This window comes from Neobacillus canaveralius (assembly GCF_047237705.1).
In the GTDB taxonomy this organism is placed as follows: Bacteria; Bacillota; Bacilli; order Bacillales; family Cytobacillaceae; genus Neobacillus; species Neobacillus niacini_K.
Genome location: NZ_JBDFLL010000001.1, coordinates 2368954 through 2385000 on the forward strand (window position 1 = coordinate 2368954; position 16047 = coordinate 2385000).

Annotated in this window: 16 protein-coding genes (1 of these 16 only partly in view); 11 read left to right on the forward strand and 5 right to left on the reverse strand. The window is 37.8% G+C overall.

Going from position 1 to position 16047, the window contains the following annotated elements:
- Nucleotides 1–93 precede the first annotated feature (93 nt).
- Entirely contained in the window at nucleotides 94–1551 is a 1458-nt protein-coding gene (gene dacB / locus ABC255_RS12175) for a D-alanyl-D-alanine carboxypeptidase/D-alanyl-D-alanine endopeptidase (protein ID WP_412993790.1), read from the forward strand.
- Nucleotides 1552–1627: 76 nt separating this feature from the next.
- Nucleotides 1628–2662, forward strand: coding sequence for an ADP-ribosylglycohydrolase family protein (locus tag ABC255_RS12180; RefSeq protein WP_412993792.1), 1035 nt, complete (start codon nucleotides 1628–1630; stop codon nucleotides 2660–2662).
- 443 nt (nucleotides 2663–3105) lie between these two features.
- Here ABC255_RS12180 and ABC255_RS12185 read toward each other — a convergent pair whose 3' ends face one another.
- On the reverse strand, nucleotides 3106–3588 hold the full coding sequence (locus ABC255_RS12185; RefSeq protein WP_412993794.1) for an HIT family protein: 483 nt from the start codon (nucleotides 3586–3588) through the stop codon (nucleotides 3106–3108).
- 106 nt (nucleotides 3589–3694) lie between these two features.
- Between ABC255_RS12185 and ABC255_RS12190 the strand changes: the two genes are divergently transcribed.
- Nucleotides 3695–4531: a deoxyribonuclease IV gene (locus ABC255_RS12190; RefSeq protein ID WP_412993795.1), complete on the forward strand. Its 837-nt coding sequence runs from the start codon at nucleotides 3695–3697 to the stop codon at nucleotides 4529–4531.
- A 57-nt stretch (nucleotides 4532–4588) separates the two neighbouring features.
- A complete protein-coding gene (locus ABC255_RS12195) occupies nucleotides 4589–5314 on the forward strand; it encodes a CBS domain-containing protein (RefSeq protein ID WP_412993796.1) in 726 nt (241 codons plus the stop codon).
- Between the two features lie 78 nt (nucleotides 5315–5392).
- Here the strand turns inward: ABC255_RS12195 and ABC255_RS12200 are convergent, their stop codons facing one another.
- Complete coding sequence (locus ABC255_RS12200; RefSeq protein WP_412993798.1) at nucleotides 5393–6127, reverse strand: hypothetical protein; 735 nt, start codon at nucleotides 6125–6127, stop codon at nucleotides 5393–5395.
- A 130-nt stretch (nucleotides 6128–6257) separates the two neighbouring features.
- On the opposite strand from ABC255_RS12200, the gene ABC255_RS12205 reads away from it, so the two are divergent.
- Nucleotides 6258–6428: a hypothetical protein gene (locus ABC255_RS12205; RefSeq protein ID WP_412993800.1), complete on the forward strand. Its 171-nt coding sequence runs from the start codon at nucleotides 6258–6260 to the stop codon at nucleotides 6426–6428.
- A 44-nt stretch (nucleotides 6429–6472) separates the two neighbouring features.
- On the opposite strand, the gene ABC255_RS12210 is transcribed toward ABC255_RS12205, so the two are convergent.
- Both ABC255_RS12210 and ABC255_RS12215 read right to left on the reverse strand, forming a co-directional pair.
- Nucleotides 6473–6883 carry an acyl-CoA thioesterase gene (locus ABC255_RS12210; RefSeq protein WP_412993801.1) on the reverse strand — a complete coding sequence of 137 codons (411 nt, stop codon included), beginning with the start codon at nucleotides 6881–6883 and terminating at the stop codon, nucleotides 6473–6475.
- Between the two features lie 15 nt (nucleotides 6884–6898).
- A complete protein-coding gene (locus ABC255_RS12215; protein WP_412993803.1) occupies nucleotides 6899–7360 on the reverse strand; it encodes an SRPBCC family protein in 462 nt (153 codons plus the stop codon).
- A 297-nt stretch (nucleotides 7361–7657) separates the two neighbouring features.
- Between ABC255_RS12215 and ABC255_RS12220 the strand changes: the two genes are divergently transcribed.
- A complete protein-coding gene (locus tag ABC255_RS12220; RefSeq protein WP_412998546.1) occupies nucleotides 7658–8824 on the forward strand; it encodes a multidrug effflux MFS transporter in 1167 nt (388 codons plus the stop codon).
- Nucleotides 8825–9075: 251 nt separating this feature from the next.
- Here the strand turns inward: ABC255_RS12220 and ABC255_RS12225 are convergent, their stop codons facing one another.
- On the reverse strand, nucleotides 9076–9852 hold the full coding sequence (locus ABC255_RS12225; RefSeq protein WP_412993805.1) for a CPBP family intramembrane glutamic endopeptidase: 777 nt from the start codon (nucleotides 9850–9852) through the stop codon (nucleotides 9076–9078).
- A gap of 161 nt (nucleotides 9853–10013) precedes the next feature.
- Here ABC255_RS12225 and ABC255_RS12230 point away from each other — a divergent pair, with 161 nt between their 5' ends.
- From ABC255_RS12230 to ABC255_RS12250, 5 genes are all read left to right on the forward strand, one after another.
- Nucleotides 10014–10745: a DsbA family oxidoreductase gene (locus ABC255_RS12230; protein ID WP_412993807.1), complete on the forward strand. Its 732-nt coding sequence runs from the start codon at nucleotides 10014–10016 to the stop codon at nucleotides 10743–10745.
- A 161-nt stretch (nucleotides 10746–10906) separates the two neighbouring features.
- Entirely contained in the window at nucleotides 10907–11551 is a 645-nt protein-coding gene (locus tag ABC255_RS12235) for an SDR family oxidoreductase (protein WP_412993809.1), read from the forward strand.
- A gap of 212 nt (nucleotides 11552–11763) precedes the next feature.
- Nucleotides 11764–12369, forward strand: a complete 606-nt coding sequence (locus ABC255_RS12240; protein WP_412993810.1) for a DedA family protein — start codon at nucleotides 11764–11766, stop codon at nucleotides 12367–12369.
- Nucleotides 12370–12408: 39 nt separating this feature from the next.
- The gene (cls, locus tag ABC255_RS12245) at nucleotides 12409–13857 is read left to right on the forward strand and encodes a cardiolipin synthase (protein WP_412993812.1); all 1449 of its coding nucleotides are present in this window, start codon (nucleotides 12409–12411) and stop codon (nucleotides 13855–13857) included.
- Between the two features lie 154 nt (nucleotides 13858–14011).
- A protein-coding gene (locus ABC255_RS12250; RefSeq protein WP_412993814.1) for a sensor domain-containing protein crosses the window boundary here: on the forward strand, nucleotides 14012–16047 show its 5' portion. 115 nt of this gene lie beyond the right edge of the window; only the first 2036 of its 2151 coding nucleotides appear in the window; it begins with the start codon at nucleotides 14012–14014; its stop codon lies beyond the right edge, outside the window.

Genomic DNA, 16047 nt, shown 5'->3' on the forward strand with positions numbered 1-16047 from the left:
TTTATTTTTTCGAGAAAATTTACCTTTGAATAGGAAAAAAAGTACGTTTATTAGGAAACACTTATTGAAAAACAAGAAAGTTGGAAACAGATTTTGCTGAAACGATTAAATTTGATTATTTTAATATGCTTGATTGCACCACTATTACCACAAACACAGCCAGTCCTTGCGGTGGACAATTTGGCACAGCAATTAAATCAACTTTTAAATGAAGACCCCGATTTACAAGGGGCAATCGCTGGAGTGAGTATACGGAATGCTACTAACGGCGAGGTCTTATATGATCATTTAGGAGATGTTCGCCTGCGACCAGCATCGAATATGAAGCTTTTCACGGCTGCCGCTGCCTTATCGGTGTTAGGGGAAGATTACACCTTCAAAACAGAAGTACTGACGGATGGGACCATAAAAAAGAAAACCCTGCAAGGAAATCTGTATTTAAAAGGAAAGGGCGACCCTACTCTCTTAAAAGAAGACTTTGATAAAATGGCGGCCGAACTCAAAACAATGGGGATTCAAAATATCACCGGTCACTTAATTGGTGACGATACATGGTATGATGATATCCGTTATTCGGTAGATTTGCCGTGGAGTGATGAACAAACGTATTATGGTGCACAAATATCCGCTTTAACGGCTTCACCAACAAATGATTATGATTCGGGTTCGGTAATGATTGAGGTAAAACCGGGTAAACAAGAAGGTGATAAGGCGGAAGTTTTCGTTACTCCAAATACTGACTTCGTCAAAATCATTAATCAAACCGAAACGGTTCCTGAGGATCGAAAAAAGAAGCTGACCTATGAACGGGAGCACGCCAAAAACACGATTACGATAACGGGGACGTTACCTGTTACATCTAAAGGTGAAAAGGAATGGATTGGTGTCTGGGAACCAACTCGGTATGCGCTAGCACTTTTTAAACAATCGCTCACAGAACAAGGCATACGACTTTCTGGAAAAGTAAAAACCGGAACCATTCCAACGGAAGCTGAAATCGTACATACCCATCACTCGATAAAGCTTTCGGAATTACTTGTCCCGTTTATGAAACTGAGCAACAACGGGCATGCTGAAACCTTGGTAAAAGAGATGGGAAGAGTAGTAAAAGGGGAAGGCAGTTGGGAAAAGGGTCTCGAGGTTATGGAAGCAGAACTAGCCAAATTCGGGATCAATACGGAAACATTGGTCCTTAGAGATGGTTCCGGAATATCACATGTCAATTTAGTCCCTGCGGCGCAGCTTTCTCAATTGTTAGTTGCCGTCCAGCAGCTATCTTGGTTTCCTGCTTTTCTTCATTCATTGCCTGTAGCTGGTGTCAGTAAAAAAATGGAAGGCGGCAGCCTACGAAGCCGGCTGAAAGGTCCTGATGTAAAAGGGAAGGTATTTGCAAAAACGGGTACTATTTCTACAGTAAGTACCATATCAGGGTATGTTACCACCAAAAGCGGACAAACCTTGATATTTTCTATTATGTTAAATAATATAATGGACGAGGTTAAAGGTAAAAAAATTGAAGATAAACTGATTTCAATTATAGCCAATCATTGATGAGTTGTATTCATTTCGATACAACTCTTTTTTCTGTTAAAATATAGGTAAAATTACATAAATAAGGGGAACGGATATGAAAACACTTAATGAACGGAGTAGAGGCTGCCTGATTGGCGGTGCGATTGGCGACGCCTTGGGATGGCCAGTCGAGTTTATGAGTCTAGATGAAATCAAACGGAAATACGGTCCCCAGGGGATTAAGAATCTTGTAAAAGGGAGAAGTAATCTTGTAGAGATCACCGATGATACCCAAATGACGATTTTTACAGCAGAAGGGATCCTGCGCGCAGAAAATAGAGGAAGAAATAGAGGAATTGTCCATATTCCTGCAGTGATTCATCGAAGCTATTTGCGCTGGCTTGATACGCAAGGAGTGGGCAGCGACGTTGAAAAGGACGGCTGGATCCATACAATTGAAGGGTTACATACAAGAAGAGCACCCGGGAATACCTGTTTAGATGCACTGACGTCTGGGAAAATGGGGTCCATGGAAGAACCACTCAATAATAGTAAAGGCTGCGGAGGTGTGATGCGGACCGCACCTGTTGGTTTAGTTTATAAGAAACAAGAGTCATTTAAGCTTGGCTGTGAGAGTGCGGCGATTACACACGGGCATCCAAGTGGCTACCTTTCTGCTGGAATTCTTAGTTTTATCGTTGCAGCTATCTTGGAGGGGTTAGACCTAGAGACAGCGGTAGAACAATCATTAGAAGAGTTAAAATTATACCCATCTAGCAAGGAATGCAGCGATATTATTGAAAAAGCAATTACGTTAGCGAAATCAGAAACACCTGATATTCAAGCAATCAAAAGTCTGGGAGAGGGCTGGATAGGGGAGGAAGCGCTGGCAATTTCCATCTATTGCGCTTTAAAATATCAAACTGATTTTGAAAAAGCTGTGATCACTGCTGTGAATCATAATGGAGATAGCGATAGTACAGGAGCGATTACCGGAAATATTTTAGGAGCTTATCTTGGTATTAATGGGATTCCACAAAATTGGGTTAGCGAAGTAGAGTTATCTAAAGAATTGACGCAGCTAGCTGATGATTTAGCTAAGACCTATGAAAATAACGATGAATGGCACCAAAAGTATCCAGGCTGGTAACGAAAAAACAGACTTTTCGTAAGTCTGTTTTGAAAAGGTATTTTTCTCGGCATAATTTTATTTTCTATGTTTCCTACCTACCGATTTTTTTTATTAACTATTGAAAATGCTATTTGAGGACTAATCACACGCGCCGCCAGAAGGATTCGTCCTCAATCGGGGGTCTTGAGGACAAATCGTAAGTCTCAGCGAGAAGGATTTGTCCTCAATCGGGGGTCTTGAGGACAAATCGTAAGTCTCAGCGAGAAGAATTGGTCCTTAATCCGGGGTCTTGAGGACAAATCGTAATGCGCCGCCATAAGGATTTGTCTTCAATCCGAGGTCATGAGGACGGATCCTACGCGCCTCCTATATCAGAAAAACTGCCTACATAGTTAAAGTTATAAAAAGGCTGTCGAGACTTTCTCGACAGCCTGAACAGACTTTTCGTAAGTCTGTTTTTTCTATGTTAAAGCGCTTCTTAAGGCTTCAATTGCCTTCAAAACCTTGTGCTTATTTTCTTCTGTATTCCTATGATTTCTTGCATGAAGCAGAACAGGTCGAACAGATTCAACTGACCTGCCAAACTCATTCATCCAATCATATCGAGGGACCATCCATGTGTGAAAATGATGAGTAGTATCTTCGTTATAAAAGTAATAAATATAGTCAATTCCTAACACTTCGCGCTGTGCTTTTCTGATTGACGTCATAATATTAATATAATCTAATCGTTCTTCATCCGTCAGTTCATCCAAACATTTTATATGTCTTTTCGAAGCTAATATGACTAACCCTTCAATCGGATAGGCAACATCCTGATGAGCATGGAAATGCTTTGTCTCGATAATAACGCCACCATCAGGTTCAATCAGCCCACTAGTTAAAGCGCAACTTAAACATTCGACTTCTACTGTTTTGCCATTTGATAATGTTATTTTTCTCATCTATTTCCCCTCCCGCAAGTATCCTGAATTATCTTACAACACCTGCAGTAAAAAGAATAGTTTAAACTCATTATGCAAAATCTAACACTAAAAATGGTGGGATACGATGATTTTCGGCTGTCATGTAAGTATTAGGAATGGTTATTCGGGAGCGGCAAAACGAGCGGCATCATTTGGAGCAGCTGCTTATCAATATTTTCCAAAGAACCCGAGAAGCCTTTCGGTAAAGGATTTTGACCGAGGGGATGCCGCAAGCTGTAAAGAGTTTTGTCAGCAGCATAACATTATATCAGTTGCACATACTCCATACTCTACAAGCTTAACCCCTTCAGAGGATAAAAAGGAATTAACGATAAGTTCGCTGATAAATGACCTAGAAATAGCTGACGCATGTGGCTCAGTTGGCGTGGTTGTCCATTTTGGCAGTCAAATTAGTAAAACAGACCCGCTGGCAAGTTATCATTTAATGCTTGAAATGCTAAATTCTGTTCTTAGTCAATGGAACGGTGATTGTTTACTATTAATTGAGAATAACGCTGGAACAAAGGGAGCTCTCGGCACGACCTTTGAGGAATTAGTGCAGATAAGAAATCTAGCTGATAATCCGGAGAAAATAGGTTTTTGCCTCGACACCTGCCATTTGTTTGCAAGTGGACTTTGGAATGGGGAAAATACCGAAGAATTTTTCGCCAAAGGTCAAGAATTAGCTTATTTTGAACACCTAAAAATCATACATTTAAACAATTCTAAGTATCCAACCGGGTCCAAAAAGGATCGTCATGCCAATATTTTTCAAAATGGTTTAATTAAGGAAGAATCTCTTCAGGGTATTGTTACCTACACGATTATTAAGGATATTCCGTTTGTATTAGAAACTCCTGATGATGAAGGGATCAATCACAAGGAAGAAATTAGTCAACTCTATCAAAAATGGGATAGTTAAATAGTCAGAATAAACGTATAATGAAAGAAATAAGTAAACATATTGGCAGGGATAGCGATGAAACAATTGAAAAAAGGACAAATACTATCAGAACGGTTTGAGGTAGCCTTTAATCAAGTGCATGATGCGATGAAGGACATAGTCAAAATTAATGATGATAGATTTGTAGTATTGGTAAAGGTTGGAGCAAAGAAATATCAAATCATTGAAACCTTTAAAAAGGACCTAGAGCAATATGCGAAACTAAGGAATGCCATTGTCCATGAAAAAATGCAAATTGGCTATTATATCGCCGAACCAAATGCGAAAGTGGTTGAGCATATAGAGAAAATTGCCAATGTCTTTAGCCGTCCGAATTATGCTTTGTCGATTGCAACCAAAAATGTGCTTTATTTTGACTATAACGATAGTATCCTAAAAGTGACGGAGGCGATTCGTCAGTATAATTATTCGAAATTTCCTATTTATAAAAATAAGGAATTTGCTGGTCTTTTGACAGCTAGCTCGATTGTAAAATGGATGGCACAAAACATGGTAAGCTCATCTGTAAATTTAGACGATACACATATATACGATATTATGAAGTACGAAAAAGACCATCCAATTGACTTTGTTGCGAAAAGCACCAATATCTTCGATGTGGAAACGATTTTTGAAAAGTCTCATAAGGTAAAAAAGAAACTTGAAGGTGTTATCATTACCGAAAACGGAAAAACAGATGAAGCTCCACTCGGAATAATCACTCCGTGGGACTTAATTGAGATTGATTACACAGTCGATTAAAAAGTAAAGGAGCAAACCAAAATGGGTTTGCTCCTTTACTTTTATTGTTCAGCTAAGCACCTAGCGCTTTCGCTTTTCTTATTGCATATCGTCAAAATTAAACTCACTTAATTGATCCATATGGCTGGCAATCAGTGCGATAATGGTGCTTGCCTCTTCTTTACTGAAAATAAAATGAGATTCATCTTTGATTAATTCATCATCGGTGGTCCAAATCCGGTTTACTCTTTTTAGCACTCCGTCACCGGTTTCTGGGACAACGCCAAATTGATATGTTACTTCGACTTCATCCTCATGTTTGAAGGCCGTTACCTCAGGCGTGTTCCATTCTACATCAATTTCTTCAAAGATATCATCTTCATTTACTTGCTGTGCTTCATAATACTCTTCTTCATCATCAACTTCGACCATTTCATAATAGTCGTCACTGTCCTCATAGACTTCGTCCGAAGTAAGATAGACTCCGTCATCGGTGTAATGATCATCATCGTTCATATAATCATGAAGACTAGCGTGTACTTCGTCGACGATTTCTTCTATGTCCGAAAGGATGACTTTAGCAGTATGCCCACTGTCAACATCAAAGGTATCGATGTAAAATTCTTCGTTCCCCGGGTCAAAGAACAATGTGCAAAAATAGTCTCTATCGACATCTTCTGTATGAACATCTTCCGTCTCTACAAAAAATTCGATCCTCGGGTGTTTGGCAGCTCGCTCTATTGACATTTGACCAACCTGATCATATTCTTCACAAATAGATTCCAGGTGATCCTGAAGCTCGCCACAAACTCTGTCAAACCATTCTAACGACATTAACATCCCATCCTTTCAAGGTAATCGTGGTTATTATCTCCAACAAGTTATGTTTAATCCATGCATTTTTGTAAATTCATGGATATTTTTGTCAACACTAATTTTAATAGTGATATAATAATGGAAGATTGTGGATTACAAGACAGACCGTGCAAAAAGGAAAGAGGATTATGAAAGACTGCAAGCTTTTTATAGCACGCAGCTGTCCTTCTATAAACAGGCATGGGAAGAATTAACGAAAGAAAAGGTGAGCGGAGAAAGTCTTTATTTCCTTGAACCCAATACGATAGTCCACTTTTAAAAGGAAAAATTCCTCATTTTTAAAAAAATGGGGAATTTTTTTCGTTACTTATATTCTAGTTCATATTGTTCAATCCGTTCTCTGATAAAATCAGGAACAGGACATGTTTTTTTTGTATCGGGGTCAACGCTGACGTAAATAATTTCAGCCAGGAGTACCGGCTCCGGTTCGTCTTCTCTCGTAATCATAAAATTCATCGTCATGCTTTTGTGTCCAACTCTTTCCATCCTGCACCAAACTGTGAGCCAGTCATTTAAGAATGCTGATCGTTTATACTCAAGTGTTGATTTTGCTAGAACAAAGTCAAACTGTTCATCGTGTTGAAGAAGCTGCTGGAAATATTCTGTGACGGCTACATCAATATACGTTAAGTAATGTGAATTAAAAACAATCTTTTGCCCATCAATTTCCGAATAACGCACCTTTAATCGATGTGAGAAACGATAGTCTACCATTCTAGGCCCCTTTCTTTATTTCACTAAAGCACTTTCCTCTTCGGCTAATTCCTTTACCCGCTCAACAAATTTAACCACGGTCTTATCACCGGCAAACCATAAGAATAATTTAAATATCGCTTTTAATGGTTTATTCGTGGTTGTGTATTTAAATCGTGTTTTATGTTCATTTATTTTTGTTACTTCATATCCAGCGGTAATTTCAAAAATGTTGGCTAAGGTGAATCCAACTTTCAATTTCTTATGGTCAGGTGCATTCAAGTATTCTAATGTTTCAACATCATACTCTTCAATCCGTTTACCTTCTTTATACTGCTGACGATAGATTGTTCCAACGCCTTCTTCTGTTACTTTCACGGGTGTATGACCAACGACCTGCGGCATGATTTTTTGCATTTTTTCTAAAGAACCATCAAACAAATCCCAAATCTTTTCGATAGGGGCATTAATCTCAATTTCTTTAGTCCATTCTTTCATCAAGAACACCTCTTATATATAATTATTTTTAATTTTTCGAGAAAATAACATGTTGAATTAATATTCTATTTATTCGCCAGAAATCCTTTCAGTTTGCTCACTTGTTTTCATGCTTACCTTTTTGGGTTGAAAATAAATTTAGTTTCTAGGATTAATCATTTGATTTATCGTATCAATAATTAGAAAATTAAAAACATATGAAACAACGAAGGGAATGAAACAACTTTGGGTTCTTCTTTAAATAATTCGATTGATAATCCAGGAACGATCACACGTTCCAAGCGATTATGGATCGCGATGGTGCTAGGTTCTTTAGCAGCCTTCGGTCCATTATCCATAGACATGTATTTACCCGCTTTGCCCATACTGGCAGATTTCTTTCATACGAGTCCGTCTTTTATTCAACTTAGTCTGACGTTTTTCCTGCTAGGACTATCGTTAGGTCAGCTGTTTGCTGGACCAATCAGTGATATTAACGGGAGACGGAAGCCTCTTTTAATTGGTTTAATTATCTATGCTGTTGTATCAATCTTATGTGTATTCAGTCCGTCAATTTGGACATTTATTTTGCTGCGTTTTATACAAGGGCTGGCGGGTTCAGTGGGGATGGTTGTCTCGAGGGCGATTGTGCGCGATTTATATTCTGGAACTGAATTAACGAGATTCTTTGCGCTTCTATCTTTAGTAAATGGTGCAGCGCCTATTCTAGCTCCAGTAGCCGGTGCGCAGCTCCTTAGGTTCGTTCCGTGGCAAGGTGTATTTATTGTCCTAGGCATAATCGGATTTGCAATGTTTTTTGTTGTCCTTCTCGGATTACATGAAACACTACCCAATGAGAGACGATTACGCGGAGGAATTAAAAATACCCTTCTGACTTTTCGTAAACTAATTTTTGATCCTAGTTTCATTGGATACGCTTTTTCACAAGGGCTCGTTACTGGCGCAATGTTTGCTTACATCTCAGGTTCCCCCTTTGTGGTGCAGAACATATATGGGGCTTCGCCGCAAATTTTCAGCCTTATTTTTGCAATCAATGGGTTAGGTATTATGATTGCCAGTCAAACTACGGGTAGATTAGCTGGGAGAATTCCAGAATCAAGGCTATTAAACTTCGGATTAAGTATGTCCTTGTTCGGCAGTGTGGCCTTGTTAATTCTTATTTTGGTTCAGGCAAATTTGTGGATGATATTAATTCCATTATTTCTGGTGGTATCCAGTGTTGGCATTGTGAATACAGCCGGATTTTCACTCGCCATGCAAAAGCAAGGCAAAAATGCAGGTAGTGCCTCAGCACTCCTTGGTGTACTTTCCTTTGCATTCGGCGGTATAACTTCCCCTTTAGTTGGCATAGGAGGCGAAGAAACGGCCATCCCAATGGGACTTGTTATCGTAATCTCCTCAATCGGTGCAGGTGTTTCTTATATTTTTCTTGTACTTAGAAAAACGAGGCAAAATGACGCTTAATTTAAGAATCCCCTGGACCAGAAGCGAAGGAGTACTTTGAGAATTGGTTAAGTGGTAAGGAGCCTGAATTTAAACAATAAATTAAGAGAACCGCCTCCTGCTTTAGGGGCGGTTCGTTACTTTGTAGATATATTCCAAAATTGTGTAGATAATTTAAAAAGTGTGTAGATATAAGATCAGTTTGTGTAGATATTCGGAAAAATGTGTAGGTATTAGTAGGTTTTATGTAGATATTGTGAAAAACCTCCATATTAAACATCAAAACTAACCGGAATATCTCTCTTTTGTTTTGTAAAGTCGCTGTAGAACCTGATTACCATTAGGACGGTAAAAAACATCATAGATGGAATGAGATAATAAAGGATCTCTGAGAGTAAGGATTCATTAACAGCCTCTTTAACCATAAAAACAGAGGTGCCTGGGCTGCCGACCATTCCGAAGAAAAGGCCATAAGCCACATTTAACCCATAGTGAATACCCGTATTGGCCCAGATGGAACCAGTTTTATAGAATGCATAAGTCAGAGAAAGTCCTAAAATCACAGAAAAAATAAAATTACTTAAACTGAAGCCTGCATACCAGTAATCATCGAGAGCGTATAACAAAATACTAATCGAGAAGACCCACCCGACGTGTAATTTATCTTTTAAGAGATTAATGACAAAACCCCTTACAATCAAATCATTAATGAATGAACCGATGAAAAACCCCACTATTATCATTAATAAAGGCATTAGTAATTCCGCTGGCTCACTGAAACCAATCCATATTAGATCACCACTAAGTAACTGAATTCCAAACATCAGCATCCAAAAACTAAAACCAATCCAAAAACTAATCTTGAAGTTTTTTATCCAGCCTGGATGGAATACTAGTCCCATTCCTTTTAAACCGTTCAACCCAACCCATTTTGCGATAAAATAAGCAAGTGGAAAGAAAACCAGATAAGCACCGAATTGTAAGAAGGGATTGCCAAGGTGTGAAGGGACAAAGACAAAGTATAAATCAAGCGCTAGGAAACCAACCACAGCTTTTGTAAGTTTAGTAATGGTAACAACCCCTTACAAGAATAATAAGTTAATTTTATCATTAGTAGGTAATTTTAACCATTTGTATGTAAGCATGATTTTTAAGTTTTCTTCAAGGCTGTGATACTATGAGAAGGAATCGAAGAAAAAGAGGTGTAACCATGAAAATTGAAGTATGGTCTGATTTTGTCTGTCCATTTTGTTATATAGGAAAGGCTCGTTTAGAGGAAGCATTGTCTCAATTTCCACATCGGGACAGTGTTGAAATAGAATTTAAAAGCTTTGAGTTAGATCCTAACGCTCCACCCTATAGTGGGAAAAGTATCCATGAATCACTAGCTTCGAAATACGGGATGAGTATTGAACAAGCAAAGCAAATGAATCAGAATGTAGGTCAGCAAGCTTCTACAGTTGGATTAACGTTTAATTTTGATAACATGAAACCAACGAATACCTTTAACGCTCATCGCTTGGCGAAATTCGCGAAAACACAAGGAAAAGAAGGTGTTATCACCGAAAATCTTCTTTATGCCTACTTTACGGAATCGAAAAATGTGGGTGACACCGAAACGTTAGCGGATATCGCGGAGGCATCAGGACTTAACCGCGAAGAGGCATTAAAGGTTCTTCAAGATGAAAAAACTTACGCTAATGATGTTCGTATCGATCAGTCGATCGCACAGCAATATCAAATTACCGGTGTTCCGTTTTTTATCATTAATCAAAAATACGCGATTTCGGGTGCACAGCCAACATCTACATTTGCAGGAGCACTGCAAAAAGTATGGGAAGAAGAAAATCCAGCTCCAGTTTTTCAAGACCTTTCAACTGTGAGTGCAGAAGATGCAAGCTGTGTAGATGGCAACTGTATGATTCCAGAGAAAAAAGAATAGCTTTTTGATAACTGCATCTTTTGGGTGCAGTTTTTTCTCGTTGGATGGGTATGGCATAAATACGGTATTTCCAGGCAGTTTACCCTACCAATGTAGGATTTTTGAATAAGTTGTTCTCGCAATGAAATAATAGTCGTAAACAAGGTAAGGAGCTAACATCGATGAACGTATTAGTGGTTGGAGCTAATGGGCAGGTAGGTAAAATTCTTGTTAATCAACTCAGAGACAGTGAAGAACATACAGTCAAAGCGATGGTTAGAAAGGAAGAACAAGCTGAGGCTTTTAGGAAAATGGAAATCGAAGTAGCTGTGGCTTGTTTAGAACAAAGTGTAGAGGATATTGCTCAGGCTGCAAGAGGCTGTAATGCTATCATATTTACTGCAGGCTCTGGCAGGAATACGGGGTATGATAAAACACTGTTAATTGATCTTGATGGTGCTGTGAAAACAATTGAAGCGTCTGAAAAAGTCGGAATTAAACGCTTCATAATGGTCAGCGCAATTCAGGCACATAGGCGAGAAAACTGGCATGAGAAAATGCAACCTTATTATGCTGCTAAATACTATGCCGACAAAATGCTTGAACAAAGTGAATTGACCTACACGATTATTCGACCTGGCGGGCTATTGAGTGAACCAGGAACGGGGATGATAACAGCTGCAAGTGATATAAGAGGCGGAAAGATACCGCGTGAGGATGTGGCAAAAACCATTATCCATTCCTTAACCGAAGAAAATACATATTATCAATCATTTGACCTCATTTCAGGTGATGTTCCCATTGAAAAGGCACTAAAGATTCTCTAATACGATTCCTAACCATATCACTTCGAAAAACACAATATTTTATGCTAAACACTAAAGGCATTTGAACTCTCAAATGCTTTTTTCGTTGAAAATGGTTTTAATTTTTCCTCCAAAAAATATAGTAGGTAGGAGCAGATGTCCCGTTTTTGAAACTTTTCTGCCAGCCGCTCGTAAAAACTATAAAAGCAATTTATCATTTATTGGAGGATATTATGGAGTTATGGATTAAAGAATTTATTGAACAGTTTGGGTATTGGGGAGTGTTTCTCCTTATTGCACTTGAAAATATATTCCCTCCTATTCCATCGGAAGTGATACTTACGTTTGGTGGCTATATGACGGCTCAAACCCAACTGACTGTTCTTGGAGTTATTGCATTTTCCACGTTGGGGTCTGTGTTTGGTGCTATCATTCTTTACCAACTTGGAGCAATCTTAAATGTTAAAAAATTGGAGAGAATGATTGAACGTTATGGACGGGTTCTCCGTTTAACAAAAGAGGATCTATATCGAGCAGACTCATGGTTTGATAAATATGGAATTTGGACCGTCTTTTTCTGTCGGTTCATTCCTCTCATTCGCAGTCTCATTTCAATCCCTGCAGGAATGGCAAAAATGAACTTTTGGCTGTTCATTACTTTTACAACGCTGGGCACCATCATTTGGAATACAGTATTGATAAATCTGGGAGCACGAGTAGGAGAAAACTGGGAAGTTATTGCGGAAAGAATGGACCAATATTCAAATTATTTATATGTACTATTATTTATTCTTCTTATCTTCGTCATTGGATGGCAGAGAAAAAGAAGAAGATACTAGTAAAAACTACGGATTAATTCTGTTGAGAGGGTTTTTGCCATGAATATTACGTCTATATTATTAGGCTTACTGCTGGTATTGAATATCATGTTGGCCCTCGTTGTTATTTTTCAAGAAAGAAGGGACGTTGGTTCTACGTGGGCCTGGTTATTAGTTCTATTTTTCATTCCAATCCTGGGATTTGTGATGTATCTATTATTGGGACAAAATTTAAGTCGAAAGCGGCTTTTCCAATGGGATGATCTCAAAAAGACAGGTTTTGAAAAAGCATTAGATACACAATTGACTAAACTACGTCTGAATCAATTTTATTATAGAAATGACGTCACAAGGGATAACCATGATTTAATTTACATGCATATGATTAACAATCAAGCTATCTTAACAGAGGACAATGCTGTTGAGATTTTCTCAGACGGTAAAGATAAATTCGAACAGTTATTTAAAGATATAAAAGCTGCTAGAAATTATATTCATATCCAATATTACATTATTAAAAATGATAATCTGGGCAAAAAATTAATCGAGGCACTGACTGTAAAAGCCAGGCAAGGGGTAAAAGTTCGTATCCTTTATGATGAATTAGGTTCGCGGAGTTTGCCGAAAAGGTCATTTAAAGAATTTCGAAAAGCTGGAGGACAAGTGGAAGTCTTTTTTCCATCTAAATTGCGGTTCATTAATCTCCGGATGAATTATCGGAACCACCGGAAATTAGTGATAATTGATGGTAAGATTGGTTATGTCGGGGGTTTCAATGTTGGTGATGAATACTTAGGGCTGAATAGTAAATTTGGCTATTGGCGGGATACCCATTTGCGGATTCAAGGTACCGCTGTGTATGCTCTCCAGACTCGTTTCATCCTCGATTGGAACCAAGCTTCAGATGACCATGATGTTGACTATGTTCCCAATTTATATCCTGAAGATATTTCTCATGGAAATATCGGAATTCAGATTGTAACAAGCGGACCTGATTCTGAGTTTCAACAAATTAAGAATGGTTATATAAAAATGATTATGTCCGCGAAGAAATCCATTTATATACAAACGCCTTACTTTATCCCTGATACAAGTTTATTAGATGTCCTTCGAATTGCCTGCTTATCCGGAGTGGAAGTTAATATTATGATTCCTGATAAACCTGATCACCTATTTGTCTACTGGGCAACGTTATCACATGTTAGTGAATTATTAAAAGTTGGTGCAAAGGTATATATTTATAGAAATGGTTTTATCCACTCAAAAATGATCGTTGTGGATGAAGAAATCTCTTCTGTTGGAACTGCTAATATTGACTATCGAAGTTTTAGACTGAATTTTGAAGTAAATGCCTTTTTGTATGATGAAGGAGTTTCTAGAAAACTAACGGAAACTTTTAAAGAGGATATTAAGGTGTCGATGTTACTGACTTTTGAAGGTTATCAAAAACGTTCTCTGGAAATTCGCCTTAAAGAGTCTGTTTCTAGATTACTATCTCCTATTTTATAAGAAAGTGATTCAACGTTTAATGGTTATTATCCACATGCACAATGAAAAAAAGCCTATTCTTTATGGGTAGGCTTTTTTAATTTTTAGAATTTCTTTATAATAAGTTTTTTGGGGAAATAGTAATAGTAAATGTATCTTGGAGGATTAACAATCAATGAAGGAAATAACCTTAGGGGTAGGTCTTGCAATTGAAATAGCTTTGATCATCGCTACTATATTGATCATTTCTTCCCATCTTCGGAAAAATTCTAGAAATAATACTAACATTCAACTAAATGAACAATATTATAAATCTCTATTTGAAGAAAATCCTGATGCCATTTTCATCTTTGATTTAAATGGAAAATTTGTTGTTGCAAACAATGCAGTTTCTATTTATGGATATAGTGTTGCAGAATTAATTGATAAACCATTTTCAGGTTTTGTCCTTCCTAATGACTTAGAGAGAGTGACAGCCCACTTTGTCGAGGCAGTAGAAGGAAATGCCACAAATTACGAATGTTCTATATTGGATAAAGAAGGGAAACAAAGGGAGATTAGCGTAACCAATATCCCTATTTTTGTGAATGAAGAGATTGATGGTGTATACACCATCATAAAAGATATTACTAAGCATAAAAAAGCACAGCACGATTTAATGGAGGCTGAAGCTAAGTATCGAAGCCTAATAGAAAACTCTTTAGTAGGAGTTTACATCATGCAAGATGGAAAATTGGTATATGTGAATCCAAGACTTTGCGAAATGTCGGGCTACAAATGTGAAGAGTTAGTAGGTTTAAATGTTTCAGAATTTATTTATCCAGAAGATTTACCTCTAGTAAATGAAAATATCAGTAAACGGTTTAATAATGAAATAGGTACGATTAAATATGAATACCGAGCAATAAGAAAAGATATGAGTGTCATTACCTTCGAATTATATGGTTCAAAGATTGTCTATAATGGCAAAGAGGCAATCATAGGAACAGTTATTGATATCACAGAGAGAAAAAACACTGAAAAAATGATTAAGCACATGGCTTATCATGACCAGTTAACCGATTTGCCTAATCGGTATTTATTACGGGAAAAACTAAATGAAGCGATAATAGCATCAAGTCAAAATAATTGTCGTTTCGCGCTGATTTTTCTAGATTTGGATCGGTTTAAAGCTATAAATGATACGATGGGACATGAAGTCGGCGATAAAGTATTAATTGAAATTGCGGAAAGGCTGAAAGCCTGTGTCAATGAAAAAGATATCATTTCTAGGTATGGAGGCGACGAATTTTCCATTCTGCTGCCTGAATCAGGGGAACAAAGAGCAATTGAAGCTGCACAACAAATCATTACCAAATTATCACTTCCATTAACCTTTCAGCATCACGAATTATTGGTTACTCCAAGTATTGGGATTACCATTTTCCCTACCCACGGTGAAAGCTTAGATACGTTAATAAAAAATGCTGATTTAGCCATGTATCATGCCAAGAGCCTCGGTAGAAATAATTATCAATTCTTTAATGAAGAGTTAAATAAAAAAGCTCAGCATGATTTAGATTTGGAATTAAATTTACGGAAAGCTTTGGAGCAAAATCAATTTGAGCTATTTTATCAGCCACAGGTTAATCTAGAAACCAATCAAATTTATGGTGCGGAAGCATTAATGCGATGGATACATCCTGAAAAGGGGATTATTCCGCCTGATTCCTTTATCCCGTTAGCCGAAGAGACGGGGTTGATTATACCAATGGGTGAGTGGGCAATTAGAACAGCATGCCGGCAAAATCAAAAGTGGCAGGAAGTAGGTTTTTCACCTATCACTGTTTCTGTAAATATCTCAGCCAAACAGTTCTTCCAATCAAATTTAGTTGAGATTGTAGAATCCGCCTTAACCGAAACGGGATTTAATCCAAAATATTTAGAACTGGAAATCACGGAAAGTATAACGATGGATGTTGAACGTTCGATAACAACACTATTGGAATTACAGAGACTTGGGGTCAAGGTCAGTATAGATGATTTTGGTATAGGATATAGCTCTCTAAATTATCTTAAGAGGCTGCCGATTGATAAGCTAAAAATCGACCAATCATTTATTCGGGAATGTCCCCACGACATGAACAGCAATACCCTCGTCAGGACCATTATTATTATGGCGCATCTCCTAAAAATGAAGGTCATAGCAGAGGGAGTGGAAACAGAGGAACA